Genomic DNA, 22,108 nt, shown 5'->3' with positions numbered 1-22,108 from the left:
GAATATAAAAATTATTATGACATTATATAGAAAAATAATAATTTTCAATTGAAGTACCATTAATTCAACCAAAATTTAACAACAAAGGGTATAATATCTTCTTTTAAAACAGACTATATAAATAGGTTAATAATGAAAAACAAAAAATTTATAACTTTCGGCTTTATTTCAATGGGGTTATCAATCAGTCTTCTTCTGAACTCAAGCCTTTTTGCACAAGCTACACAAGAGAACAATGAAACTTCAAGACTTCAATCTCTAGCAAAGTTTACAAAAGTAATCAGTATCGTAGAAAAATACAATGTTGATGATGTAAATATTGAAGAACTTATGGATAAAGCCCTTGATGGGATGATGAAAAATCTTGATGCACATTCTAACTACCTAACACAAAAAGACTATAAACGCCTCAAGGTACAAACTGCTGGTGAATTTGGTGGTCTAGGTATCACAGTAGGCATGAAAAATGGGGCGCTCACAGTCATCGCTCCAATTGATGGAACTCCTGCTGATAAAGCTGGTCTAAAGTCTGGAGATATTATCCTCAAAATAAATGAAATGTCAACCATTGGAATGACTATCGATGAAGCTGTTTCACTTATGAGAGGTAAAGTTGGTGCACCCATTAATGTAACAATTGTCAGAAAAGGTGAACTCAAACCTATTCTTGTCCATATAATTCGAGGTATTATCACAATAGAGTCTGTTCATTCAAGAACCATTTCTGATGATACTCTATATATTAGAGTGGCAAGTTTTGATCAGAAAGTCGCTACTGATGTAAAAAAAGAATTCCAAAAGAAGAAAAAGAGTACTAAGGGAATTATTTTAGATTTAAGAAATAATCCAGGTGGACTACTAGATCAAGCTGTTGCACTAGTTGACCTCTTTGTTAGCAGTGGAGATATAGTTTCTCAAAAAGGGCGTAATGCAAGTGATGACAAGGTCTACTCTGCTGGCTACACTAGTACAATGACTGATATCCCGCTAGTTGTATTAATTAATGGAGGAAGTGCTAGTGCTTCTGAAATTGTAAGTGGTGCACTTCAAGATCAAAAACGTGCTATTTTGGTCGGAGAAAATACTTTTGGGAAGGGAAGTGTACAAGTAGTACTTCCCATAACAGATGATGAAGCAATAAAACTTACAATAGCAAGATACTACCTTCCAAGTGGCCGAACTATCCAAGCTGTAGGAGTTAAACCTGATATTAAAGTGGCACCAGGAGAGGTCAAGACACTGAAAAATGAATTTGCCATAAAAGAAGCTGATCTAAAAAAACACCTTACTCAAGAGTTAGAAAAAGTTGATGGTAAAAAACAAAAGACAAAAGAAGATAAAGACACAAATAAAGATATAATTACACTAGAAATGTTGAACAAAGATATTCAACTAAAATCTGCTGTCGATATACTCAAAGCATTAATCATAACACAAGGAAAATAGGAAGCATGGAAAAAAGAGAATTACTTTATGAAGGAAAAGCAAAAAGACTTTTTCTCACAGATGATGAAAATCTTGTAATTTCAGAATTTAAAGATGATCTGACTGCATTTAATGGTGAAAAGAAATCAAGTGAAGCTGGGAAAGGTGCACTTAATAATAAAATTTCTACAGAACTTTTTAAACTTTTAGAAGCAAATGGCATCCAGACTCACTTTGTTGAAATGATTGATGACAACCATATGCTTCATACTAAAGTTGACGTTATTCTTATAGAAGTCATTGTTCGAAACATTGCAACTGGTTCTCTTTCACGTAACCTTGGTATAGAAGATGGAAAAGTTCTTCCTTTTACTCTTGTTGAATTTGATTATAAAGATGATGACTTAGGTGATCCAAAACTTAATGACCAACATGCACTTATACTAGGGCTAGTTGAGCATCAAGATGAACTTGATAAACTTCGTCGTATGGCTCGTCAAGTAAATGATATTCTAAAGCCATACTTTGCAGATAAAGGCCTTAACCTTGTGGACTTTAAACTCGAGTTTGGTAAAGATATAAATGGAAATATTATTTTAATAGATGAGATTTCACCTGACAACTGTCGCTTTTGGGACATTGAGTCTGGAGAAAAAATGGATAAAGATAGATTTAGACAGGGTCTTGGTGGATTAACAGTAGCTTACGAGCAAGTATTAAATAGAATATTAGGAAAATAAAAATGACAACAGCAATAGTAAATATATCTCTCAAAGCAGGTGTTTTAGACTCTCAAGGTAAAGCAGTGCATCATGCACTAGACTCTCTTCACTTTAAAGGTGTAGAAGATGTTCGTGTTGGAAAACAAATAATTTTAAAACTAGCAACTGATGACAAAACTACAGCTATGGCTGAAGTAGAAAAAATGTGTGAAGAAATTCTAGCGAACACTGTAATTGAAGACTACAAGATAGAGCTAATCTAATGAAAGTAACAATACTTCAATTTCCTGGTACAAACTGTGAATATGACACAGAGCATGCCTTTAAAGAATTAGGGGCAGATACTCAAATAGTTTGGCATAAGGCAGAAACTCTTCCAAGTGATACAGACTTACTTGTTGTTGCTGGAGGGTTCTCCTATGGAGACTATCTAAGAAGTGGGGCAATTGCTCGATTTAGTCCTGTTATGAAAGCAGTAACCGAGTATGCAAATGCTGGTGGAAAAGTTCTTGGTATCTGTAATGGTTTTCAAGTTCTTACAGAAGCAGGTCTTCTTCCAGGTGCTCTTAAACGCAACGATGGATTACATTTTATATCTAAGCATCACTCTTTAAAAGTAGAAAACAATGATAATATTTTTCTCAAAAAATTAAATAATGGGGATGTAGTAAATATTCCTATTGCCCACCATGATGGAAACTATTTTATTGATTCTGATGGTCTTAAAGAGCTTCATGATAATAATCAAGTTTTACTCACTTACTCTGATGAAAAAGGTAATATTCAAAACCCTAATGGAAGTGTTGATTCTATTGCTGGCATTTGTAATAAAGAAAAAAATGTTTTTGGGCTTATGCCACATCCTGAACGTGCGATGGAACTTATACTTGGCTCAGATCATGGGATAAAAATGCTTGAAGGCTTTTTAGAATCGTGCTAAAACTTCTTTTACTCACTTTTTTATTCTTCTCATCACTCTATGCAAATAAAGTTGTCTATCTTAGTTATGATGAAGTACCAAAAAGAGTAGTAAAAGGAGAAATTTTTCCAATCACTCTAAAATATCTTTCCACTGTAAAATCATATCAAGACATACTCTATACTTTCTCAAATCACGATGGTCTTGAGATATTAACACCAAGACCAGAGCATACACAAAGAGGAAAATATTTCTACGATACCTTTTATCTTTTAAGTACAAAAAACAAGGCCAAACTTCCTGATGTAAAAGCTATTTTAATCGCTTCACAGGAGTATCCTGCGACTAAAATTTATGGTGAAAATATCAATATCATAACACTCAATCCACAAGAAAACTTCTCTAACTTAATTGCAAATAGTTTTGAGATTATTGATTATAAGACAATAAGCTTTGACAACAAGAGCAATATAATAGTCTTTGTTGCCTCTGCCATAAACTGTGATATAAAAGAGATAAAGTTTAAGAATATATCTAGACAGGGTATTGAATCAATTATTGAATCTTATACAGAGTCAAGAGTAACTTACTTCCTAGTTATTGATAAAAAAATTAATAACTTTTCATTTTCTTACTTTAATCTCTTAAAAAATAATTTCTCCCTTGTTAGTATCCCAATAATAGTTGAAGATGACAGCGTAGCAACACAAAGTGATTTAAAACCGAGAGATCAATCTCATGAAAGAATTAAAATATGGATAGCTATAACAGTTACCGGTGTACTAACTATACTTATTTTACTAAGAAAGAAATACATCTATCTAGTTTTTATAATGATTCCCCTTGTGTATATACTTTTATTATTACTGCCGGAAAAGAAGATAGTTATCAAAGCCGGCACAAATATATACTTACTTCCAGTCAACAATAGCACTATTTTTGAGACAACAAGACATAAAAGAACCCTTTTAAAAGAAGGAAGCATAGATAAGTATGTAAAAGTAAAACTAAAAAATGAGAAAATAGGGTGGGTCAGAAATGAAGATATTATCACATATTAGCTGGTTCTTATCAACAACTATAATGTTCACAGCCATTGCATTATCAATACTATTATTTCCTTTTTTACCGCGTCCTTACCCTAGGAAGATTTCGACCTGGTTTATTAGACTCACAACTTTTTTCTCAACAGAGATAATTGGTCAAGAAGACCCAGAAGCTCAAATGTTTCTAATAAACCATCAAAGTGACCTTGATATTGGTGTTTTAGAAACAAGTACAAAAAAAGATTTAGCTTGGGTCGCAAAAAAAGCTTTATTCGATGTTCCTTTCTTGGGTCTAGCAATGAGTCTACCTGAAGATATAGAAATAGAACGAGAGAGTAAAACATCACTGATCAAACTCCTTCGTGCGACTAAAGATAGAATTGAGAAAAAACGAACTATTGCAATGTTTCCAGAAGGAACTCGCTCCAAGAATGGGAGGATGTTACATTTTAAATCAGGTGCTAAATTTGTTGCAGATAAGTATATCTTGAAAGTACAGCCTATCGTGCTAATTGATACACTTAGCTGTTATGATATTAAAAAGTTTTTATATGTACCAAAAACTATAAAGGTTATCTATATGGATTCTTTCATTGCAGATAAAAGTGATCCGGAATGGCTTAATAAGTTAAAAGATAAAATGCAAAAGGTATACGATGATGAGTTGGCAAACGATTTTAGCTATAGGTAGCGGTGGCTTTATTGGAGCAGTTTTAAGAGTATATATTAATGGATTAATTTCTCATCGTGTTTCACACATCTTGCCATTTGGTACCCTGGGAGTAAACCTAATTGGTAGTTTTATAATGGGAACTTTAATAGCATATTTTATGCATACAACAATTTTTTCAGTATATATGAAGTCATTTTTAACAACAGGATTACTAGGGGCACTTACAACGTACTCTACCTTTGCTATTGAGAGTTTTTTATTACTTCATGGTGGTAGTATTTTCTTAGCACTTGCTAACATATCACTCAATGCCTTTGGCAGTATTTTTATGGCAGGAAGTGGCTATTATCTTCTAAATACTTTTATTAAACATTAATTATCTCATCACAACACCACTCTGCCAAATCTATATCATGTGTAATTAAAAGCATCGCCATTGAATCTAAATTCTTTAGAAGCATTTTCATAACTTCTAATTGTGTTACATTATCAAGTGCTGATGTTGGTTCATCTAGGAGCAGAAGATCTGGTTTCATTAAAATAGCTCTTAGTATAGAAGCACGTTGGAGTTCTCCTCCTGATAATTCATGTGGAAGTTTTTCTAAAAGCTTACTATCTAAATTTATTACTTTGAGATAGTTTTGAATATCTTCAAGTGATGCTACATCTTTTATTTGATTCAAAAGTGAATAGCTTGGGTGAAAAGAGCTATATGGATCTTGAAAAACTTCAGAGATTCTACAAGTTTTTATTTCGCCACTTAGTGGCTTTAATTCTCCCAAAATCAAATCAAAAAGTGTACTTTTTCCAGCACCACTCTCCCCAACTATCCCTTTAATCTCACCTTTTTTTAAAGTGATTGAAAAATCCTTAAAGAGTAGTCTCTCTTTGGTGTATCCAAATGAAAGGTTTTTAACTTCTAAAAGGTTCTCCAATATTTATGCCTTTAAAGAGAGATATACTTTCGCTAATTCTTTATAAAGATTGTCAGGTTTAATATTACTATCATCTTCCCAGACTCTTTTCATAACAACATTATCTTCTTCGCCATTCCAAATTTTTATGTATGTACCATCTTTATATCCATGGTCTTGACGGAACTGGTTAAGTACATTTTTCCCAATATATAATTTATAAAGAGTATCTAAATTAAGTCCGCTCATGATCACTAAGTTAAAGAAATCTGCAATAAGTATTTCTAAATTTAGCTCTCCATCATTAATACTCAAGCGTATTATATTTTCAACTTGTTCTATTACATCTTCTTGTTTAGCAAAATTCTCTTTATTCGTATCTATAGCATCAAAGTTAAGATATTGTGCAATACTAATTCCCAAGTCTTCAACACCACCTCTTAAGTTTTTTGAATACTCTTCTATAGCCAAACTCATGATGAAATGCCAAACATCTACAACTTCTATCTGATGGTTATCCCAATCTGGTTCTTTATCTAGGCTCTTCCAATGCTTCCAAGAAAAACTATCAACCATTTCAGCACATTCCATATAAATGCAGCGTCTCCAATTTATAGTTTTTCCATTTTTAGTTATTCCATCTGTCCATTTATAACCATTAGTTGCTTCATTAAGTTGATTTTGTAATTGTAGCATTAGTAAAATTTTGTCCATATTCTCGCCTTTTATAATTCTATTTATAAAAATATATTTTGTTTATTTTATCTAATATGGTAATATTTCATACTTAAAAAGAGAGAGATATATGAAAAGACTTAATTGTAGAAAGTGTGAACACTATTATGTAACATGGGAGAAGACTAAACCTCATGGATGTAAAGCCTATGGGTTTAAATCATCCCAGATTCCATCTATGGTGGTATTTCAAAGTAGTGGAGTTGAATGCTCCATGTATGAGCAAAAGGCTAATCTCAAATAATTAACACTATAGATACTCTTCTAAATCAACAGCACTTTTTATCTCACGTTTACTAAGCATCATCTTTGCTGTATCATCTTCATTTAAAACTGTAAACATCTGATTTACACTTCTTATACCATAGTAGCTTTTCATAAAATCTAATAAGATTTCAAAATTATCACTATATACACTACTATTTTTATACTCTTTATACTCTTCCCAACTAATACCCATTAGTACTCCTTCTACTTTTAAGAGCATCCTCTAGTCTCTCTAATATTTCTGACATTTTAGCTGAAGATACAGCAAAATTCAAGCGCATAAAGCCACTTCCTTCTCGTGAAAAGCTCAAACCTGCATTCAGTCCTAGTCTTGCCTCTTCCACAAAAAAACGACGTAATTCCTTGTCACTAATCATCATTCCTCGACAGTTTAGCCATGCTAAATATGTCCCTTCAATGGGAGTTAATTCTATATATTCAGAGTATTTTTTACATAATAACCTAAGATCTGTATAGTTCTTATAAAGATGTACTTTTAGTTCTTTTATCCACTCTTTTCCGTTAGTATATGCACTCTCAAATGCGACATGAGATAAAACACTTCCCTCGGCGAAATGTATTCTGTCATATATAACCTGAAATCTTTCTCTTAACTCTTTATTTGGAATTGCGATTGTACTTATAGCAAATCCAGCCATGTTAAATGTTTTACCAACTCCAATAGCAGTCATAGTAATATTTCTAGCATCTTCGGATAAAGACGCAAATGGAATATGTTTATGTCCTTTATAGATTAAGTCACAATGAACTTCATCACTAAATACAACAATATTATTTTCTAAACATACTTTTAAAATCTCTTTAAGTTCTTCTCTTCTCCAAACGCGACCAACAGGGTTATGTGGGGAACATAGTAATAATAGCTTTGTCTCTTCATCTATTTGAGACTTCAATCCCTCTATATCAAAAGTGTACATACCATTTTTATCTACTTTCAATGGATTTTTTACTAGTCTTCTTTCAAGTCTTAACACACTCTTGAAAAAAGGAGGATAAACAGGAGTCTGTACTATTACACCCTCGCCTTTTTTGGTAAAAGCTTCAATAGCTGCAGACATAGACGCAACTACAGAATGAGAGTAAAATATGTCTTCTATTTCGAATAGCACACCATGCTCTTTCTTCATCCACTTAATTTGAGCTTTAATTGCAGATTTAGGAACTTCTTCATACCCGATTATAGGATGTTTAAGTCTATTTGATACTGCATTTAAAACAAATTCTGGTGTATCAATGTCCATATCTGCAACCCATACAGGTTCTACATCATCCGTTCCAAAGAGCTCTTTTCTTAAAGTATATTTCTCTGCATTTGTATCTTTTCTGCAACTACCGTGAGAGAAATCGTAACTTACTTTTTTTTCCAAACACTCAACTCCGATATAGTATGCTGATATTTTCTAGCTGTCTCTTTTATAACAAAATCTACATCTTCTTTATGCATAAGTGCAAACTTATCGCCCAATATGTTTTGTAAACTTTCTATTGTTCTCACATCTTTCCCATTTGTATCAGTAAATCCACCCAACCAAAATTCTTTTTTTGTAGAGCTTTCTTGCCATGTGTAAGGAGATGTAATGACTAAAATACCATCTGTATTTAAACGTTCATCTATTGTATCTAGGAATAATCTTGGATCATATAGTCTGTCTATTAAATTTGTTGCCATCACTAAATCATAACCTGTAAACTCTTGATTTAAGTTACATGCATCACCTTGCCAAAAGGAAACCTTCTCTGCAAGTATTTCATAACCTAGTTCATCTATGCTTACTTTTTTGCTAGTTACTAACTCACCCTCTTCTTTACTACTAAACGCAACATATCCATCTGACTTTAACTTTGCTCCAACTTGTACAAAACGTACAGAGAAATCTATACCCTCAACTTTATCAAATTCTCGAGCGAGTTCATAACTCGCTCGTCCTGTTGCACAACCTAAATCAAGAGCCTTGCCTTTATTTATCGCATATTTTGAAGATATTTTTGCTGTTTCTATTGAAAAATTTTCTACTCCAAAATGTGTATTCCCATATTGGAATTCACAATATTGTGAAACTAACTCATCACTTTCATAAATATCTGCCATTTCTTTATCCTTTTTATCTGTTATTACATATCTAAAACCTGCATTTTGAAAGAAGTGCTTTCTAAATGCGTAACGAGAATTTTTCGCTATCAAGTTACCACTACTTGCCCATGAAGAGCCAAGAACAAGTGCATGTTTATTATCAAAAGTTGGTACAGAGAAATCATCGTAAGCCTCATGCACTTCAAAACCTTTAAAACTAAAAATAGCTGTTCTACTCCATTGCCAAACATTTCCTACAACATCATAAATACCATTAAAACTAAATTTATTTACAGGTACTGAACTAGCATAATGAGCAAAGTCAACATTGGCATTTTCACTTTGAAACTCGGGGACATCTTTAAGTAAAGCATACTCATAGATAGCTCGATACTCACTTTCACTTGGAAGCTGGTAGGTAATTCCTTCTTTATCTGACTTGTAACGACAGAATGCCTCTGCTTCAAGAGCATTAACATCTACTGGCCAGTCATAAGGCATCTCTATTTCAGAGTTAAGTGTTCTATAACTATATACCCCATCTTTTAGTATCCAAAAATGAGGGTATTTTGCTTTTGTCTTTTCTAAAAACTCTAAGCCCTCTTCATCCCAGTACTCAAGATTGCTGTACCCACCATCATTAACAAATTTTAAAAATTCTCCATTACTAACTAAGTATTTTGATGCAGAAAAGGTGGGTAGACATTCTTCATAACTGCCATATTCATTATCCCAAGAGTACAAATTATGAGAATCATCTACTCCCAGTTGTATGTCAGAAGCCGCTATCTCAATCATAGAATTCTTTGGAGCCTTTCCACTTTCTTGATTAATTTGAAATTTTTCTGTTTCTTTTACTAATTCTAAAGGCATCTGTCTATGAAGCACTAAAGATGTCTCTATATGGATTCTTTCATGCTCTATACCCATAAGTACTATCCACATTGGAGAATCTTTTTGTATTGGAAGAGTTAAGGGAAGTTCAAATATAAGTTTACTCACTAATTCTTTTACTGATTGTCTATATTTTCTAAGCTCATCTAATTCAGGCCATTTATCTCTTACATGACCCATATTATCCCATGACATTTCATCAACACCTACAGCAAAAAGTGATTCAAAGTCAGGGTTGATTCTTTGAGTGATTATCTTCATATACATTAATTTATTTATAAAAAAAGTTGCAGTATGTCCAAAATAAAAAATCATTGGATGGCGTGTCAACTCAGACTTTTGATAAAAAACTTCATCATCTTTAAGTACCTCAAACACACTCTCAAAAAGAGAAAATGTAGAATCGAAATACTCTTTTATCTCATGGCGTTTACTCTCTACGCTTTCACCATTCAGTGTCACACTATACAAACTTTGTTTACTCAAGAAAATGACCTTTTATTTTTGTTATAATTATTATATGAAAATTAATCAAATAAGCATATTAAAGCAATTTACAAATATCACATACTCCTTTACATCTAAGAATGATGGGAATCTAGCATTCCATGTAAACGATGACATCGACTTAGTCAATAAAAATCATCAAGACTTAGCCAAAAAATTAAATTACGACAAAAATAAACTTGTACATATGAAACAGGTTCATTCAAATAAAATTCAAATCCTTACAGAACAAGATAATTACTTAAGCCCTCCAACTTGTGATGCACTTATAACAAATAAAATACATACTCCACTAATGGTGATGGTTGCAGATTGTGCTCCCATCTTATTTTATGATGATATAAAAAAGGTTATTGCAGTTGCACATGCAGGAAGATCTGGGGTATTTCAAAATATAGTGCAAACTACACTTTCCTCATTTATCAATGATTTTAATTCTTCCATAGATAATATTTATGTCGCTATTGGAGCGAATATTCATTCCTGTTGTTATGAAGTAGGCAGCGAAATATATGATGAGGCAATGTTACTTGGGCTAGGGTATGCTCTGCAGCCAAGAGACAATAAATATCTCTTAAATATCAATGCAATTTTAAAGAAACAACTTTTACTTGCTGGCATAGATGAAAAAAATATTGAAGAATCTAACGAGTGTACATTATGCAAGAAAGATAAATATTTTTCTTATCGACATAAAAAGGACAATGGCAGGTTTGCAGGGGTAATCTATCTAAATAATTAATGAATTAAATTTGATAATAGTATACTTCAAATGCCTTATCTAAATCTGAAAGTTTAATATTAAAGACTTCACGAATTTGAGACTGAGTATCACTCCAAAATGCCGTTAGAACAACACTTGCACCGGGTTCTTCATAAGGAGTAAAAAGTTCGCCTTCTAAAGATTCTATAACATCTAATACTATTATGTCGTCAGGACTACGAGACAGTTTATAGCCACCATTGGCACCACGTACACTTGTCACAAATCCAGACTTCCTAAGTGTAGCTAAAATCTGTTCTAAATATCCATGTGAAATTTGAGTGAGTGCGGATATTTCTCGTATCTGCATCAATTCATTATTTGTAGAATGCTCCAGAACATGCATTGCAGCAATAGCATATGTACCCTTTGTAGAGATACCTACCATTTATACTATGTATTTCATATATAGATAATATATTTCACAGCCAACACAGTACGATATTGTTACTTCCATAATAATACAGGCCAGTAATATAGCACTGAATATATATAACAACATATCTAAGCCTAGTATACTTGAGATAGAAATTATTACAAGAAAGAGAAATCCGAACAATGCTGCGAGTCTTTTAGCTCCAGAATCAACTAAATGCTCTTGTATATGCAAAATATTTTTTGTTTGAGTAGACAACATAATAAGTAAACTATATTTTTGTCCAATGAAGAGTCTCACCATAAAGTCAATAATTAAAAAGTATATGATAATATCGTACATTCTAAAAAGATACACTGTGAAAATCAATCCAAAATAAAATGAACTAATTCTAGTTATATTTCCATCTATGCTTATAAATGAAACGGGACAAGATCTATTTCTCATTAGATAACCTCTTATTATATTTGTGTAATAATATTAGATATTAAAAACAAAGTCAAGTAAACTTAGTTGTTTACTATGGTATTAAATAATTTTTTTGGCTAACTGTTCTGGTAAAAGGCCTAAAGACTCTTCTACAAGCTTAGTGTTTCCATGTGTAATAAATGCATCCTCATACTCAAAACTTGTTACCTTAACATTTAAAATACTATTCTTAGCTAGAAATTCTAATATTGCTGATCCTACACCACCCATTTTTGCACTATCAGAAAAAATATACCACTTCTTATGTTTTATTGCCATATTTAAGAGCATTTCTTCATGTAGAGGTTTAACAAAACGTAAGTCTAATATACTGACTTGTTTATCAATAAACTTAGAAGTTTCATAAGCACGACCGACACCATTCCCATAACCTATGAAAAGTATCTCTGAGTTATTCGAGAGAAGGAGTTGAGACTTTCCTAATTCAAATGTTCTAGATTCAGCTAAATCTGTTGGGATAAATGCACCTCTTGGATATCGTAGAGAGCAGGGGTGATTATACTCACTTGCAAATGCCATCGCTTGGTGAAAACTTTTCTCATCACGAGGTGCGAGAAGTGTCATGTTTGGTATTGCTCGTAAAAATGATATATCAAATGCACCTTGATGAGTTTCTCCATCTTCACCTACAATTCCAGCACGATCAAGTGCGAATACAACTGGTAAATCCATCAAACAAGTATCGTGTATTACTTGGTCAAATCCACGTTGTAAAAATGTAGAATAAATAGTACAAAAAGGCTTAAATCCTTCCTTTGCTAATGCGGACATTGATGTTACTGCATGTTGCTCAGCAATAGCTACATCCCAAAATCTAGTCGGATATTTTTCTAAAAGCTCAGCCAAGCCTGTTCCACCTGGCATAGCTGCAGTTGCTCCAACAATTTTATCATTTTTTGCAGCTAGGTCAAGTAAGATCTCTGTATATATTTGTGTTGCACTCTTGGCTCCACTCTTCTTAGACGAGTCTCCACTATCTAAATCAAAAGGACCTACACCATGCCACTTCTCTTCTTGTCCTTCAGCAATGTTGTAGCCCTTACCCTTAAGAGTTTGGGCATGAATAATAACAGGTTTTTTCATACTTCTTGCAGTATGCATAATATCAATCAGCTGACTAAGGTTATGCCCATCCACTGGACCGATATAATTTATTCCCATTTCTTCAAACATAAGTCCTGGAGTAATCAGCTTTAAAGATTCTTCCATTCTTTTAGCTATATAGTGTGCCCCTTCGCCAAAGTTATCCACAAAACTTTCTGTCGTTCTCTTAAAGGATTGGTAAAATGGGGAAGCCATTGCTGAACTCAATATACGGCTCAAAGCTCCTATGGGTTTAGCTATACTCATCTCATTATCATTAAGAATAATTATCATAGGATATTTTCTATCGCCGAGTTCATTTAGTGCCTCATAAACCATACCTGCAGTCATTGAACCATCTCCTATCATAACAACAGGGATACGCTCTTTCTCTTCACCTTTAAGGGCTATTGCTTTCGCAGCTCCTACACCCAATGATATAGAAGTAGAACTATGTCCCGCAACAAAATAATCATCATTACTCTCACTAGGTTTTGTATAACCGCACAAACCATTAAATTGGCGAAGAGTATCGAATTCCTTCCAGCGACCAGTTACTAGCTTGTGAGCATATGACTGGTGTGAAACATCAAATATAAATGGGTCTTTTTTAGAGTCAAAAACTTTATGCATTGCAACAATAAGTTCTGTTGCTCCTAATGTTGAACTAAGGTGTCCACCATTTTTACTAACAACTCTTAGTATCTCTTCTCTTATATCTGCACATACTATTTCTAGTTCTTTTATTGATTTATCTTTAATTTTCATATTTATTTACTCGCTTAATGCAGCTTTTTTCACTCTCTCAAATCTTTTAGATATCTGTGCATCTATATTTCCAGCATCGCTCATTACAATTACTCCACCTTCACTTACTGCACTATCAGATATTATATTTACATGCTCTAGTTTACCTATGTGTTCTGAAATTGTTCCATGGTTATTTGGATTAACTTTTATTGTAATATTAGATGCAGATTGAAGTTCTTTAATAAGTGTATTGGACAATTTTTTTGCAACCTCATTCGAGTTCTCAGAAAGTTCAACTTGAATCACTTCGGCTGAAATATCTAATGCTGCCGAAATTAACTCTGTCTTTATTCCCTCTAAAGCATTTTCAAATTCACTCGCATTTTCTTCTAACTTTCTTACTGATGAAGAGAACAGAGCAAGGGATTTACTTAATAAATCATCACCATCTTTAAGTGCCTTTGCTATACCCGCTTCAATACCCTCGGCAAATGCAAGCTCTTTCGCACTTTGTACTTCTGTCTTGTATTCTTCTTCTTTACTCTCAAGCTTCATTTGCAGTTTAATGAAATTAGATGACATTTCATCAGTTTTTTGCATAAGAGACTCTATTAGAGAGTCTTTGGAACTTATACTTAATGCACTAGAATCAACATCACAAGGCCTTGCTTTTGAATGATTTTCTTCAGTGGAAATCTTTTCTGGAGAAGATTCTTTAGTACTAATATTTCCCTTAGAATCTATAACTTTAAAGTTATATTTATCTATACGATGTTTTTCTCTATTGGTTCCAGATATTATTGATGCCATTACTCAATCATCTCATCAGTTGAACCCATCTGAATTGTACCAGACTCAGCAAGACCATTAACCACTTCAACAATTTTTCTTTGTGCAACTTCAACATCTTTCATTTTAACAGCCCCGAGGAATTGCATCTCTTCTTCAAAGGCAGCGCGAGCTCTCTCACTCATAGCTGAGAAGAATTTTTCTTTTAATTCCTCAGGAGAGGATTTAAGCGCTAGCATTAGATCATTTTTATCAAGAACTTTTAGTGTCTCAATAATTGCATTCTTATCAAGTGAAACAATATCTTCAAAAGTAAACATCATTTCTTTAATAAGACTTGCGAGATCTTCATCCACTTGTTCAATATTAGCTAAAGTTGCTTTAGAACTTTTTGCACCAAGTCTGTTAAATACATCAGCAACTGCACGAGGTCCACCAACTTCAACCTTGTATGTTGCTAAAGACTCGAGTTTAGATTCTAAAACTGCAGAAACTCTTTTAATCACAGATGGAGATATATCTCCTAGTCTTGCCATTCTCATTGCTACTTCGCTTCTTATGTCATCCGGGAAGTATTGAAGTGTTTCAGCAGCTTCTGTTGCATCCATATGGGCTAGTATAAGTGCAATAGTTTGGGGATGCTCATTTATAATAAAATCCGAAAGCTGCTGCGGTTTAATTTTAGATAGATATGCAAAATTTTGAGTTGTTTCCATATTTTTCGATAATTTATCAAGAATAAGTTTGGCTTCATCTGTACCAAGAGTCCTATACAGAAGCTCTCTTGCATATTCCAGACCACCAGAACTCATATACTTACCAGACTGAAATATTGCATGAAATTCTTCTAAAATTGCTACGACTGTCTCTCTATCGACAGTCTTATTAGTTGCTATAAATTTTGAAACTTCCGTTATTGACTCAATATTCATAGCTGAAAATATACTTGCAGTAAGGTCATCCCCTAGCTGTAACAGAAGTATAGCTATCTTTTCTCCCATTTCCATGTCATTTAGTGTTGATTGCTGTGCTGAACTTAATTCTGACATATTTTACCTTTTTTCCGCTCTAGCCATATTACTTCCTTCTTCTTCTTCTTCTAGAAGAGCTTCAAAAAGTGATGCAATTGCATCTGGACTATCTTCAACCAAATTTTTTACTTTTTCTAAAGTTATTTCATATGTCATTTCATCCTCATCTAAACCACTTCCTACACCAAGCTGATCTTCTACTTTCTTGCGCATCATTTGTGCTTTTTCAACAAGGTCTTCATCTTCATCATCTTCAATATTTAATAATGGAGTACTAATATCTTCATCTTCCTTAGATATTTCAAGCATTCTAGCTGCAAATGGAGAAATAACCTTTTTATAAAGGATTAATAGTAATAGTGAAACTGCTAAATACTTAAACAATCCGGAAAAAGGAGCAAGATATATTTGCGATATATTTACAATTCTACTAACACCATCAACTGTAACTTCATTTCTTGTTCTATCAAACTGTAAATTTTTAACACTTATTTCATCCCCTCTATCATCATTAATTCCAATAGAGCGACTTACAAGTGATACAAGTGCCTCAAGGTCACTATCACTAAGTGCTATATACTCTATCTCTTTAGTTACTGTTCCACTAGCATCTAATTTCACCTTATATTTTCCATCAACCACAACAGCTGCAGTAATTCTTTTGACTCGAGCGAACTGACTCTTTGTTGTACTTACTGTTTTACCTACTTCATAGTTTGTTGTTCCACTATTTTTTTGGTAAGTTTCTTTTGTTTGCTTACTTTTTAGTCCTTGTACTGGGCCTATGTTACTAACTGTTCCAGGAACACCACCAATTTGTTCAGGAGAACCACCGTCGCGTTTCTCCTCACTAACCTGCTCGCTTCTCACAACATTTTCAGGATCAAAAGTCTCTGATGTAGAGTTCATAATAGAAAAATCAAATTCAATTGTCACTTGAGCAACAACCTTATCTTTACCACCAACAAAGGGAGCGATAACACTCATTATCTTTCTTTGTTTCTTTTTTTCTTCTTTAACTTTAAACTTTTGTTGAACAACAGAAAGGTCTCCCATTTGTGACATTTCATCTTCATCGCCAAGAGTCTCTCCATCACTACTTATAAGCATAACATTGGATGAAGAAAGTTTTGGAACAGCAGCTGCAACTAAATTTTTTATTCCTCTAATCTGTTTAGAGTTTAAATTTCTACCTTCTATCATTTCAACCATTACAGAAGCTGTTGGAGCAACCTGCTTCGAAACAAACAAAGTATCTTTAGGAAGTGCTAGACTTACTGTTGCACTCTCTATAGGAGAGAGTGCATTAATTGTACGTGATAGCTCACCTTCTAAAGCACGTAAGTGTTTTATTTTCTGATCAAAACTCGTAGCACCAAACTCTTGTTTATCAAAAAGCTCAAATCCTACCCCATTCTCTTTTGGAATTCCAAGAGAGGCTATGTTTATTCTCTGTTTATAGACAACATTCTTCGGTACTCTTATAATATTATTAGCACCAATTTTATAGGGAACTGCATCCTTTTCGAGTTGTGCAACTACTTTTGCTGCATCAGATGAACTTAATTCATCAAAAAGTATTTCATAATTTTCTTTTTTATTTTGACTTGAAGTAAATACAACCAAAAATATCAAAAATGAGACAATACCAAAAATAGCCCCAGTAATAATAATCTTCTGTTGTTTTGTTAATTTTACATATAAAACAACAAGTTGTGAAAAAAGTGCTTTAAAATCCATTAATCTCTCATTTTAAAATTTATAATAATTCTGATGTTAGTTCAAAGAAGCGACTATTTTGTTCCGGAGTTCCAACTGTTACACGTATCGCGTTCATTCCATATCCACTTAAATCACGTATAATCATTCCACGTTTAAGTAAGTGATTTGCTAAATTTGTAGAGTTCTGTGTCTCATTTAAACATAATGTAACAAAGTTTGTATAACTCTCTATTATATCTATTTTTTTCTTTTTTGCATACTCTTCATAGCGTTTCATCTCATCAAAATTCAAAGAGATACAATTGTTTACAAATTCCTCATCTTCTAGTGCAATAGATGCCGCTTCAAGCGAGAGTGTCGTAATGTTAAAAGGTGGTCTTAGTTTATAAAGTTCTTTAATTATTTTAGAGTCTGCAATTCCATATCCAACTCTCATACCACCAAGTCCATAAGCCTTAGAAAATGTCCCTAAATAAATCACGTTATCATACTTTTTGATAAGTTCTTTTGGAGTAACACTTTTAGCTTTGTTCTTATAGATAGTATATTCCATATATGCACCATCAATAACTACTAAAGTATCTTTATTAATCTTTTGAATGAATGCCATCATTTCGTCTCTATCTATAGCATCGCCAGTTGGATTATTAGGAGTACATAAAAAGATAATATCTGGTTTTTCTGTTTTATAGAGCTCGTAAAATTCATTTAAATCATGTTTTTGCGAAGTTGTACGAATCACTACTGCCCCTATGTGTTTTGCATAAATTTCATACATGGCAAAAGTAACACTGTTCATAAGTATTTTTGAGTTTGCATTTGCTTTTGCATGCATTATAAATTCAATTACCTGATCACTACCACTTCCAATGATTATATTATTCTCCTCCACTTCAAAACGTGACTGTAATCCATTCTTTAGTTTTGTCATACTATCATCAGGGTAAAGTGCCATATTAGCGACTATTTTACTTACTGACTTTATCACTTTAGGAGAACATCCATAAGGGTTTTCGTTACTTGCTAGTTTTATTATATCTTTAGGATCAATCCCAAATTCTCTAACAACAAGTTCAATGGGCTTTCCAGCCTCATATGTTTTTATACTTTCTAATTTTTTATTAAATTTCATTGTTTCAGTCCTCGCCTTTTACATAACTACCAAGCCATCTGCATTTATCCATTATCTGAGTCCTCACCTTTTACATAACTACCAAGCCATGTAACTTCATTTGTGTGTGTTTTTAAAACTTTTTGAATTCTTGGCTCATCAATATGACCATAAAAATCTATATAGAACCAGTAACCAAATCCACCCTTGTCTTTTGATGGGCGAGATTCAATTTTGGATAAATTAATATTTTGTGTATCAAAGTCTTGTAGAAAATGCACAAGAGAACCAGCTTCTACTGCATCTTTCAACCTGACAAGTATCGATGTTTTATCTTCGCCACTTATAGCATTTTTAAAGTCACTTAGAATAATAAAACGAGTAGCACTTCCATGCTCGTCTTCGATGTTTTCAAACATAGTGGGCACACCATAAAGCTTGGCTGCTATATGAGAACATATTGCAGCTGCACTCTCATCTGCTTCGGCTAAGATTGCTGCTTTTGCAGTTGACTCTACTGGTATCTGCTCTATATTTACAAAACCATGCTCATTTAAAAACTCTCGACACTGACCAAAGCCTTTATCTTTAGAATATATTTTTGTTATATCCTCAAGTTTCCTTGCCTTTGTTGCAAATGACATGTGAATTGGCATATAAAGTTCTGCCACTATTTTTACAGAACTTTTAGAAAGTAAGTCTAGTGTCTCTCCAACGATTCCATCTCTTGAATTTTCAATAGGAACAACTCCAAACTTTGCACGAGAAGCTTCAAGTGTTTTAAATACAGAATGAATAGACCCAAGTGAAAAGTAGTCACTCATTGCACCAAAACGACTTTCAGCAGCTTGGTGTGTAAAGCTTCCTTCAGGGCCTAAGTAGGCTATACGTTCAGGAAGTTCAAGATTACGAGAAACGGCAAAAACCTCTAAAAAGATAGCTTCTATTGCACTTGCATTTAAAAGGCCTTGCTTTTCTTCACTTAACTTCGTAAGTCTTTCAACTATTGCTTTTTCACGCTCAGGTCTATAAATAGCACCACCTGTATCTTTTTTTATCTCACCAACTCTTTGGACAATATTCATACGCTTATTTAAAAGAGCTAACATCTCGCTATCAATACTATCTATCGCATCTCTACAATCTTCTAAAGTCTTCCAGTCATTACTACTTTTCATATCTTCTCCAATACTTCTTGCATATCTTGATATACAAAATCTGGTTTTAATCTCTCATCTAACAATGGGACTATTTCTTCTTTGGTTCTATACTTTCCACTTGTAACAAAAATAGTTTTCATTCCAAGCTCTTTTGCACCACCTAAATCACCTTTCACATCATCACTTATCATCACTATATCTTCATAAGAGGCATTTGAATCTTGTTTTTGTAACTTACTCAATGCTTCTTTATAAAATGCAACACTCGGTTTTCCTATAACACTATAAGGACTACTAGTTGAGAATTCAAGCATTTTTAAAATTGCCCCAACTCCAGGATAGCGTTTTGAGTTTTTTGCATATATGGAAGTCTCATGCATTCCTACTAATGAAGCACCATCTAGCAAAAAGTCGATCATTTGTGCATATTCATCAGCACAAAAATCCTCTTTTATTGCCACTAAAACTGTTTGGGGTTTTTCATAATTAAGTGTGTAACCCATAGACTTAAGAGTTTCCAAAAAAGCAGCTGCACCATAGGCTGCTACTGATTCTTGAGAAACTCTTAACTGGAGTAACATAAGTGGATCAAGATACTTTTCATAAGAAAAGTTAAGTCCTACAGAATTCAAATAAGTATGAAAATCTTTAGAAGATTGTTTTGTATTATTCGTGATAATCATATAAGGAATATTTTCTTTATTCAATTTTTCTATAAATGCTATACTTCCCTGAATAGGGAATTTATCTTCATCACTTATTAAGGTACCTTGAACATCTATAAAGTACAAATTAATCCTTTAAGAACTCTTGCTCTAACGCGATTAAGTCTTCAAAAGTTTCGCGTTTACGGATAAGTCGATCTTGGCCATTTTCTAAAGCCACTTCAGCACTTCTTCCACGGCTATTATAGTTACTTCCCATTCCAAATCCATATGCACCAGCACTATGTACAATTACTAAATCATTATGAGCTAATTCCGGTAAAGGATAGTCTTTTGCAAAAAAATCTCCACTTTCACACACTGGACCAACTATATCTACTGGACGTTCTTGAGATGTTGATTCTGAAATAGCTTCTATCTTATGGTAAGCATTATAAAGAGATGGACGAAGTAAGTCATTCATAGCACCATCAACAACTACAAACTTTTTAGCTCCATTTTGCTTCTCATAGAGTACTTTACTAACAAAGTAACCAGCGTTAGCAGTTAAAAAACGCCCCGGTTCACAAAGAATTGTTAGATCAAGTGCAGTTAATGTGCCTAAGATTGCTTGTGCATAGTCATAAGGCTTAATCGTAGTTTCATTATCATATTTGACTCCTATTCCTCCACCAATATCAAAGAATTTTAGCTCTATCTTTATATTTTGCAGTGAGCGAACTAAGTCAGCAACAATCTCTGCTGATTCACGGATTGGTCCCAGTTCTGTGAGTTGTGATCCAATGTGAAAGTGAATTCCTACCGGATCTAAAAATTCAGAATTATTTGCCATGATATACATACGTTTTGCTGTATTTAAATCTACGCCAAATTTATTATCATGAAGTCCAGTTGAAATGTATGGATGTGTCTTAGGGTCTATATTAGGATTTACACGTATGCTTATACGAGATTTTATTTTTAACTCTTTAGCTATCATTTCAACACGGCCAAGTTCAGCTTCACTCTCAACATTGATGTATAAAATGTCTTTTTCTATCGCTTCTCGAATCTCTTCATCGCGCTTACCAACACCTGAAAAAAGAATTTTGTACGCTGGTATTCCTGCAAGAAAAGCACGTCTAACTTCGCCAATAGACACACAGTCTGCACCACTTCCCATCCGAGCAAAGTGTTTTACAACACTTAGGTTAGAATTTGCTTTTACTGCATATGCAACAATAGACTTTCTCCCTTTAAATGCAGACTTAAGTTCTTCATACTGTGTTGTCATATAGTCAAAGTTATACACATAAAGTGGTGTTTGATATTTTTCTGTAAGTTTTTTAAAATCAATCATAAAGTTTCCGCACTCTTTTTTAAGTGATTTTACCTAAAGTGTGCTTATAAGGGAGTTAAGTAGCTACTCGGTATTTTCGCCACTGTCGAAAGGCTATAAGAAAGAGGATAAATACAGGGGCTATAACACCTATTTCACTCGGAATTGTCTTTGTATTTGTAAGTTCTATAAGCACAAAAAGTAGTCCCCATATAAGTAGTGTAGCTAAAATTGCTCCAAAACTAAAAAGAGATACATTTAAAAAACGGGCACTAATTGGAACAAAAAAGAAGATTATAACAATCAGGCAGGGCACAAAAAATGGATAGACAAAAATCTTATATAATGCCCCTTTTATACTACTAGTATTCATATTTTGTTCATTTAAAAGTATAATTGCATCTATTGCATTTTTGATCGTAAAGTTTACTTTCCCCTCGTACACTTGATCTAAAACCTTAGGTCTAAAACCTTTGAGAATCTTCAAATCCTCATCTTTTGTAACTTCAATTCCTAGAGATGTAAAACTCATATCATCTGGTTTTTTTATAATATCTGCATTTTTAATGTTCCAGTAGCCATCTCTATAAAATGCTACAGAAGCAAGAAGAACTTCTTTTAAAGAGTTATTTTGGATATTAAATACACGAATCCCTT

At 33.3% G+C, this 22,108-nt stretch carries 24 protein-coding genes; 8 read left to right on the top strand and 16 right to left on the bottom strand.

Going from position 1 to position 22,108, the window contains the following annotated elements:
* Window positions 1-132: 132 nt before the first annotated feature.
* The 7 genes from HOG88_RS08250 to crcB are packed head-to-tail and all read left to right on the top strand — an operon-like array spanning window position 133 to window position 5,161.
* Complete coding sequence (locus HOG88_RS08250; RefSeq protein ID WP_295005077.1) at window positions 133-1,446, top strand: S41 family peptidase; 1,314 nt, start codon at window positions 133-135, stop codon at window positions 1,444-1,446.
* A gap of 5 nt (window positions 1,447-1,451) precedes the next feature.
* On the top strand, window positions 1,452-2,165 hold the full coding sequence (gene purC, locus HOG88_RS08245) for a phosphoribosylaminoimidazolesuccinocarboxamide synthase (RefSeq protein ID WP_295005075.1): 714 nt from the start codon (window positions 1,452-1,454) through the stop codon (window positions 2,163-2,165).
* A gap of 2 nt (window positions 2,166-2,167) precedes the next feature.
* On the top strand, window positions 2,168-2,410 hold the full coding sequence (gene purS / locus HOG88_RS08240) for a phosphoribosylformylglycinamidine synthase subunit PurS (RefSeq protein ID WP_295005073.1): 243 nt from the start codon (window positions 2,168-2,170) through the stop codon (window positions 2,408-2,410).
* Window positions 2,410-3,087, top strand: a complete 678-nt coding sequence (gene purQ, locus HOG88_RS08235) for a phosphoribosylformylglycinamidine synthase subunit PurQ (protein ID WP_295005071.1) — start codon at window positions 2,410-2,412, stop codon at window positions 3,085-3,087. Before purS ends, purQ begins: the two co-directional genes overlap by 1 nt.
* Entirely contained in the window at window positions 3,081-4,127 is a 1,047-nt protein-coding gene (locus HOG88_RS08230) for a hypothetical protein (RefSeq protein WP_295005069.1), read from the top strand. The genes purQ and HOG88_RS08230 overlap by 7 nt, the downstream gene beginning before the upstream one ends.
* Window positions 4,105-4,803, top strand: a complete 699-nt coding sequence (locus HOG88_RS08225) for a 1-acyl-sn-glycerol-3-phosphate acyltransferase (protein WP_295005067.1) — start codon at window positions 4,105-4,107, stop codon at window positions 4,801-4,803. Before HOG88_RS08230 ends, HOG88_RS08225 begins: the two co-directional genes overlap by 23 nt.
* Complete coding sequence (gene crcB / locus HOG88_RS08220) at window positions 4,772-5,161, top strand: fluoride efflux transporter CrcB (RefSeq protein WP_295005065.1); 390 nt, start codon at window positions 4,772-4,774, stop codon at window positions 5,159-5,161. Before HOG88_RS08225 ends, crcB begins: the two co-directional genes overlap by 32 nt.
* On the opposite strand, the gene HOG88_RS08215 is transcribed toward crcB, so the two are convergent.
* The 5 genes from HOG88_RS08215 to ovoA all read right to left on the bottom strand — a co-directional run bounded on the left by HOG88_RS08215 (window position 5,151) and on the right by ovoA (window position 10,173).
* On the bottom strand, window positions 5,151-5,720 hold the full coding sequence (locus HOG88_RS08215; RefSeq protein WP_295005063.1) for an ATP-binding cassette domain-containing protein: 570 nt from the start codon (window positions 5,718-5,720) through the stop codon (window positions 5,151-5,153). The two genes, crcB and HOG88_RS08215, sit on opposite strands and share 11 nt — an antisense overlap.
* A 3-nt stretch (window positions 5,721-5,723) precedes the next feature.
* The gene (locus HOG88_RS08210) at window positions 5,724-6,413 is read right to left on the bottom strand and encodes a dUTP diphosphatase (protein WP_295005061.1); all 690 of its coding nucleotides are present in this window, start codon (window positions 6,411-6,413) and stop codon (window positions 5,724-5,726) included.
* A 271-nt stretch (window positions 6,414-6,684) separates the two neighbouring features.
* Window positions 6,685-6,894 (bottom strand): hypothetical protein, encoded by a 210-nt coding sequence (locus HOG88_RS08205; RefSeq protein WP_295005059.1) that lies wholly within the window; start codon window positions 6,892-6,894, stop codon window positions 6,685-6,687.
* Window positions 6,884-8,089 (bottom strand): PatB family C-S lyase, encoded by a 1,206-nt coding sequence (locus HOG88_RS08200; RefSeq protein WP_295005057.1) that lies wholly within the window; start codon window positions 8,087-8,089, stop codon window positions 6,884-6,886. The genes HOG88_RS08205 and HOG88_RS08200 overlap by 11 nt, the downstream gene beginning before the upstream one ends.
* A complete protein-coding gene (gene ovoA, locus HOG88_RS08195; RefSeq protein ID WP_295005055.1) occupies window positions 8,074-10,173 on the bottom strand; it encodes a 5-histidylcysteine sulfoxide synthase in 2,100 nt (699 codons plus the stop codon). Before ovoA ends, HOG88_RS08200 begins: the two co-directional genes overlap by 16 nt.
* A gap of 34 nt (window positions 10,174-10,207) precedes the next feature.
* Between ovoA and pgeF the strand changes: the two genes are divergently transcribed.
* The gene (gene pgeF, locus HOG88_RS08190) at window positions 10,208-10,936 is read left to right on the top strand and encodes a peptidoglycan editing factor PgeF (protein WP_295005053.1); all 729 of its coding nucleotides are present in this window, start codon (window positions 10,208-10,210) and stop codon (window positions 10,934-10,936) included.
* A 4-nt stretch (window positions 10,937-10,940) separates the two neighbouring features.
* Here the strand turns inward: pgeF and HOG88_RS08185 are convergent, their stop codons facing one another.
* The 11 genes from HOG88_RS08185 to HOG88_RS08135 all read right to left on the bottom strand — a co-directional run.
* Window positions 10,941-11,345, bottom strand: a complete 405-nt coding sequence (locus tag HOG88_RS08185) for an Rrf2 family transcriptional regulator (protein ID WP_295005052.1) — start codon at window positions 11,343-11,345, stop codon at window positions 10,941-10,943.
* The gene (locus tag HOG88_RS08180) at window positions 11,346-11,780 is read right to left on the bottom strand and encodes a DUF4395 domain-containing protein (protein WP_295005051.1); all 435 of its coding nucleotides are present in this window, start codon (window positions 11,778-11,780) and stop codon (window positions 11,346-11,348) included. It lies immediately after the preceding gene.
* Between the two features lie 81 nt (window positions 11,781-11,861).
* A complete protein-coding gene (gene dxs / locus HOG88_RS08175; RefSeq protein ID WP_295005049.1) occupies window positions 11,862-13,673 on the bottom strand; it encodes a 1-deoxy-D-xylulose-5-phosphate synthase in 1,812 nt (603 codons plus the stop codon).
* 6 nt (window positions 13,674-13,679) lie between these two features.
* Window positions 13,680-14,465, bottom strand: a complete 786-nt coding sequence (gene fliH, locus HOG88_RS08170; protein WP_295005047.1) for a flagellar assembly protein FliH — start codon at window positions 14,463-14,465, stop codon at window positions 13,680-13,682.
* Entirely contained in the window at window positions 14,465-15,493 is a 1,029-nt protein-coding gene (fliG, locus tag HOG88_RS08165; RefSeq protein WP_295005045.1) for a flagellar motor switch protein FliG, read from the bottom strand. Before fliG ends, fliH begins: the two co-directional genes overlap by 1 nt.
* Window positions 15,494-15,496: 3 nt before the next feature.
* A complete protein-coding gene (fliF, locus tag HOG88_RS08160) occupies window positions 15,497-17,215 on the bottom strand; it encodes a flagellar basal-body MS-ring/collar protein FliF (protein WP_295005043.1) in 1,719 nt (572 codons plus the stop codon).
* Window positions 17,216-17,234: 19 nt separating this feature from the next.
* Window positions 17,235-18,329, bottom strand: a complete 1,095-nt coding sequence (gene hisC / locus HOG88_RS08155) for a histidinol-phosphate transaminase (protein WP_295005041.1) — start codon at window positions 18,327-18,329, stop codon at window positions 17,235-17,237.
* Window positions 18,330-18,373: 44 nt separating this feature from the next.
* Window positions 18,374-19,486, bottom strand: a complete 1,113-nt coding sequence (gene pheA / locus HOG88_RS08150) for a prephenate dehydratase (protein WP_295005039.1) — start codon at window positions 19,484-19,486, stop codon at window positions 18,374-18,376.
* Window positions 19,483-20,259, bottom strand: coding sequence for an HAD-IIA family hydrolase (locus HOG88_RS08145; protein ID WP_295005037.1), 777 nt, complete (start codon window positions 20,257-20,259; stop codon window positions 19,483-19,485). The genes pheA and HOG88_RS08145 overlap by 4 nt, the downstream gene beginning before the upstream one ends.
* Before the next feature lies 1 nt (window position 20,260).
* Window positions 20,261-21,472 carry a diaminopimelate decarboxylase gene (lysA, locus tag HOG88_RS08140; protein ID WP_295005035.1) on the bottom strand — a complete coding sequence of 404 codons (1,212 nt, stop codon included), beginning with the start codon at window positions 21,470-21,472 and terminating at the stop codon, window positions 20,261-20,263.
* A 55-nt stretch (window positions 21,473-21,527) separates the two neighbouring features.
* Window positions 21,528-22,108: LptF/LptG family permease (locus HOG88_RS08135; protein WP_295005033.1), on the bottom strand; the 581-nt coding region annotated here is incomplete at its 5' end.

The sequence above is a fragment of the Sulfurimonas sp. genome (assembly GCF_018698455.1).
Taxonomy (GTDB): domain Bacteria; phylum Campylobacterota; class Campylobacteria; order Campylobacterales; family Sulfurimonadaceae; genus Sulfurimonas.
The sequence above is the reverse complement of the archived record's forward strand: the minus strand, read 5'-3'. Positions and strand labels throughout refer to the sequence as shown.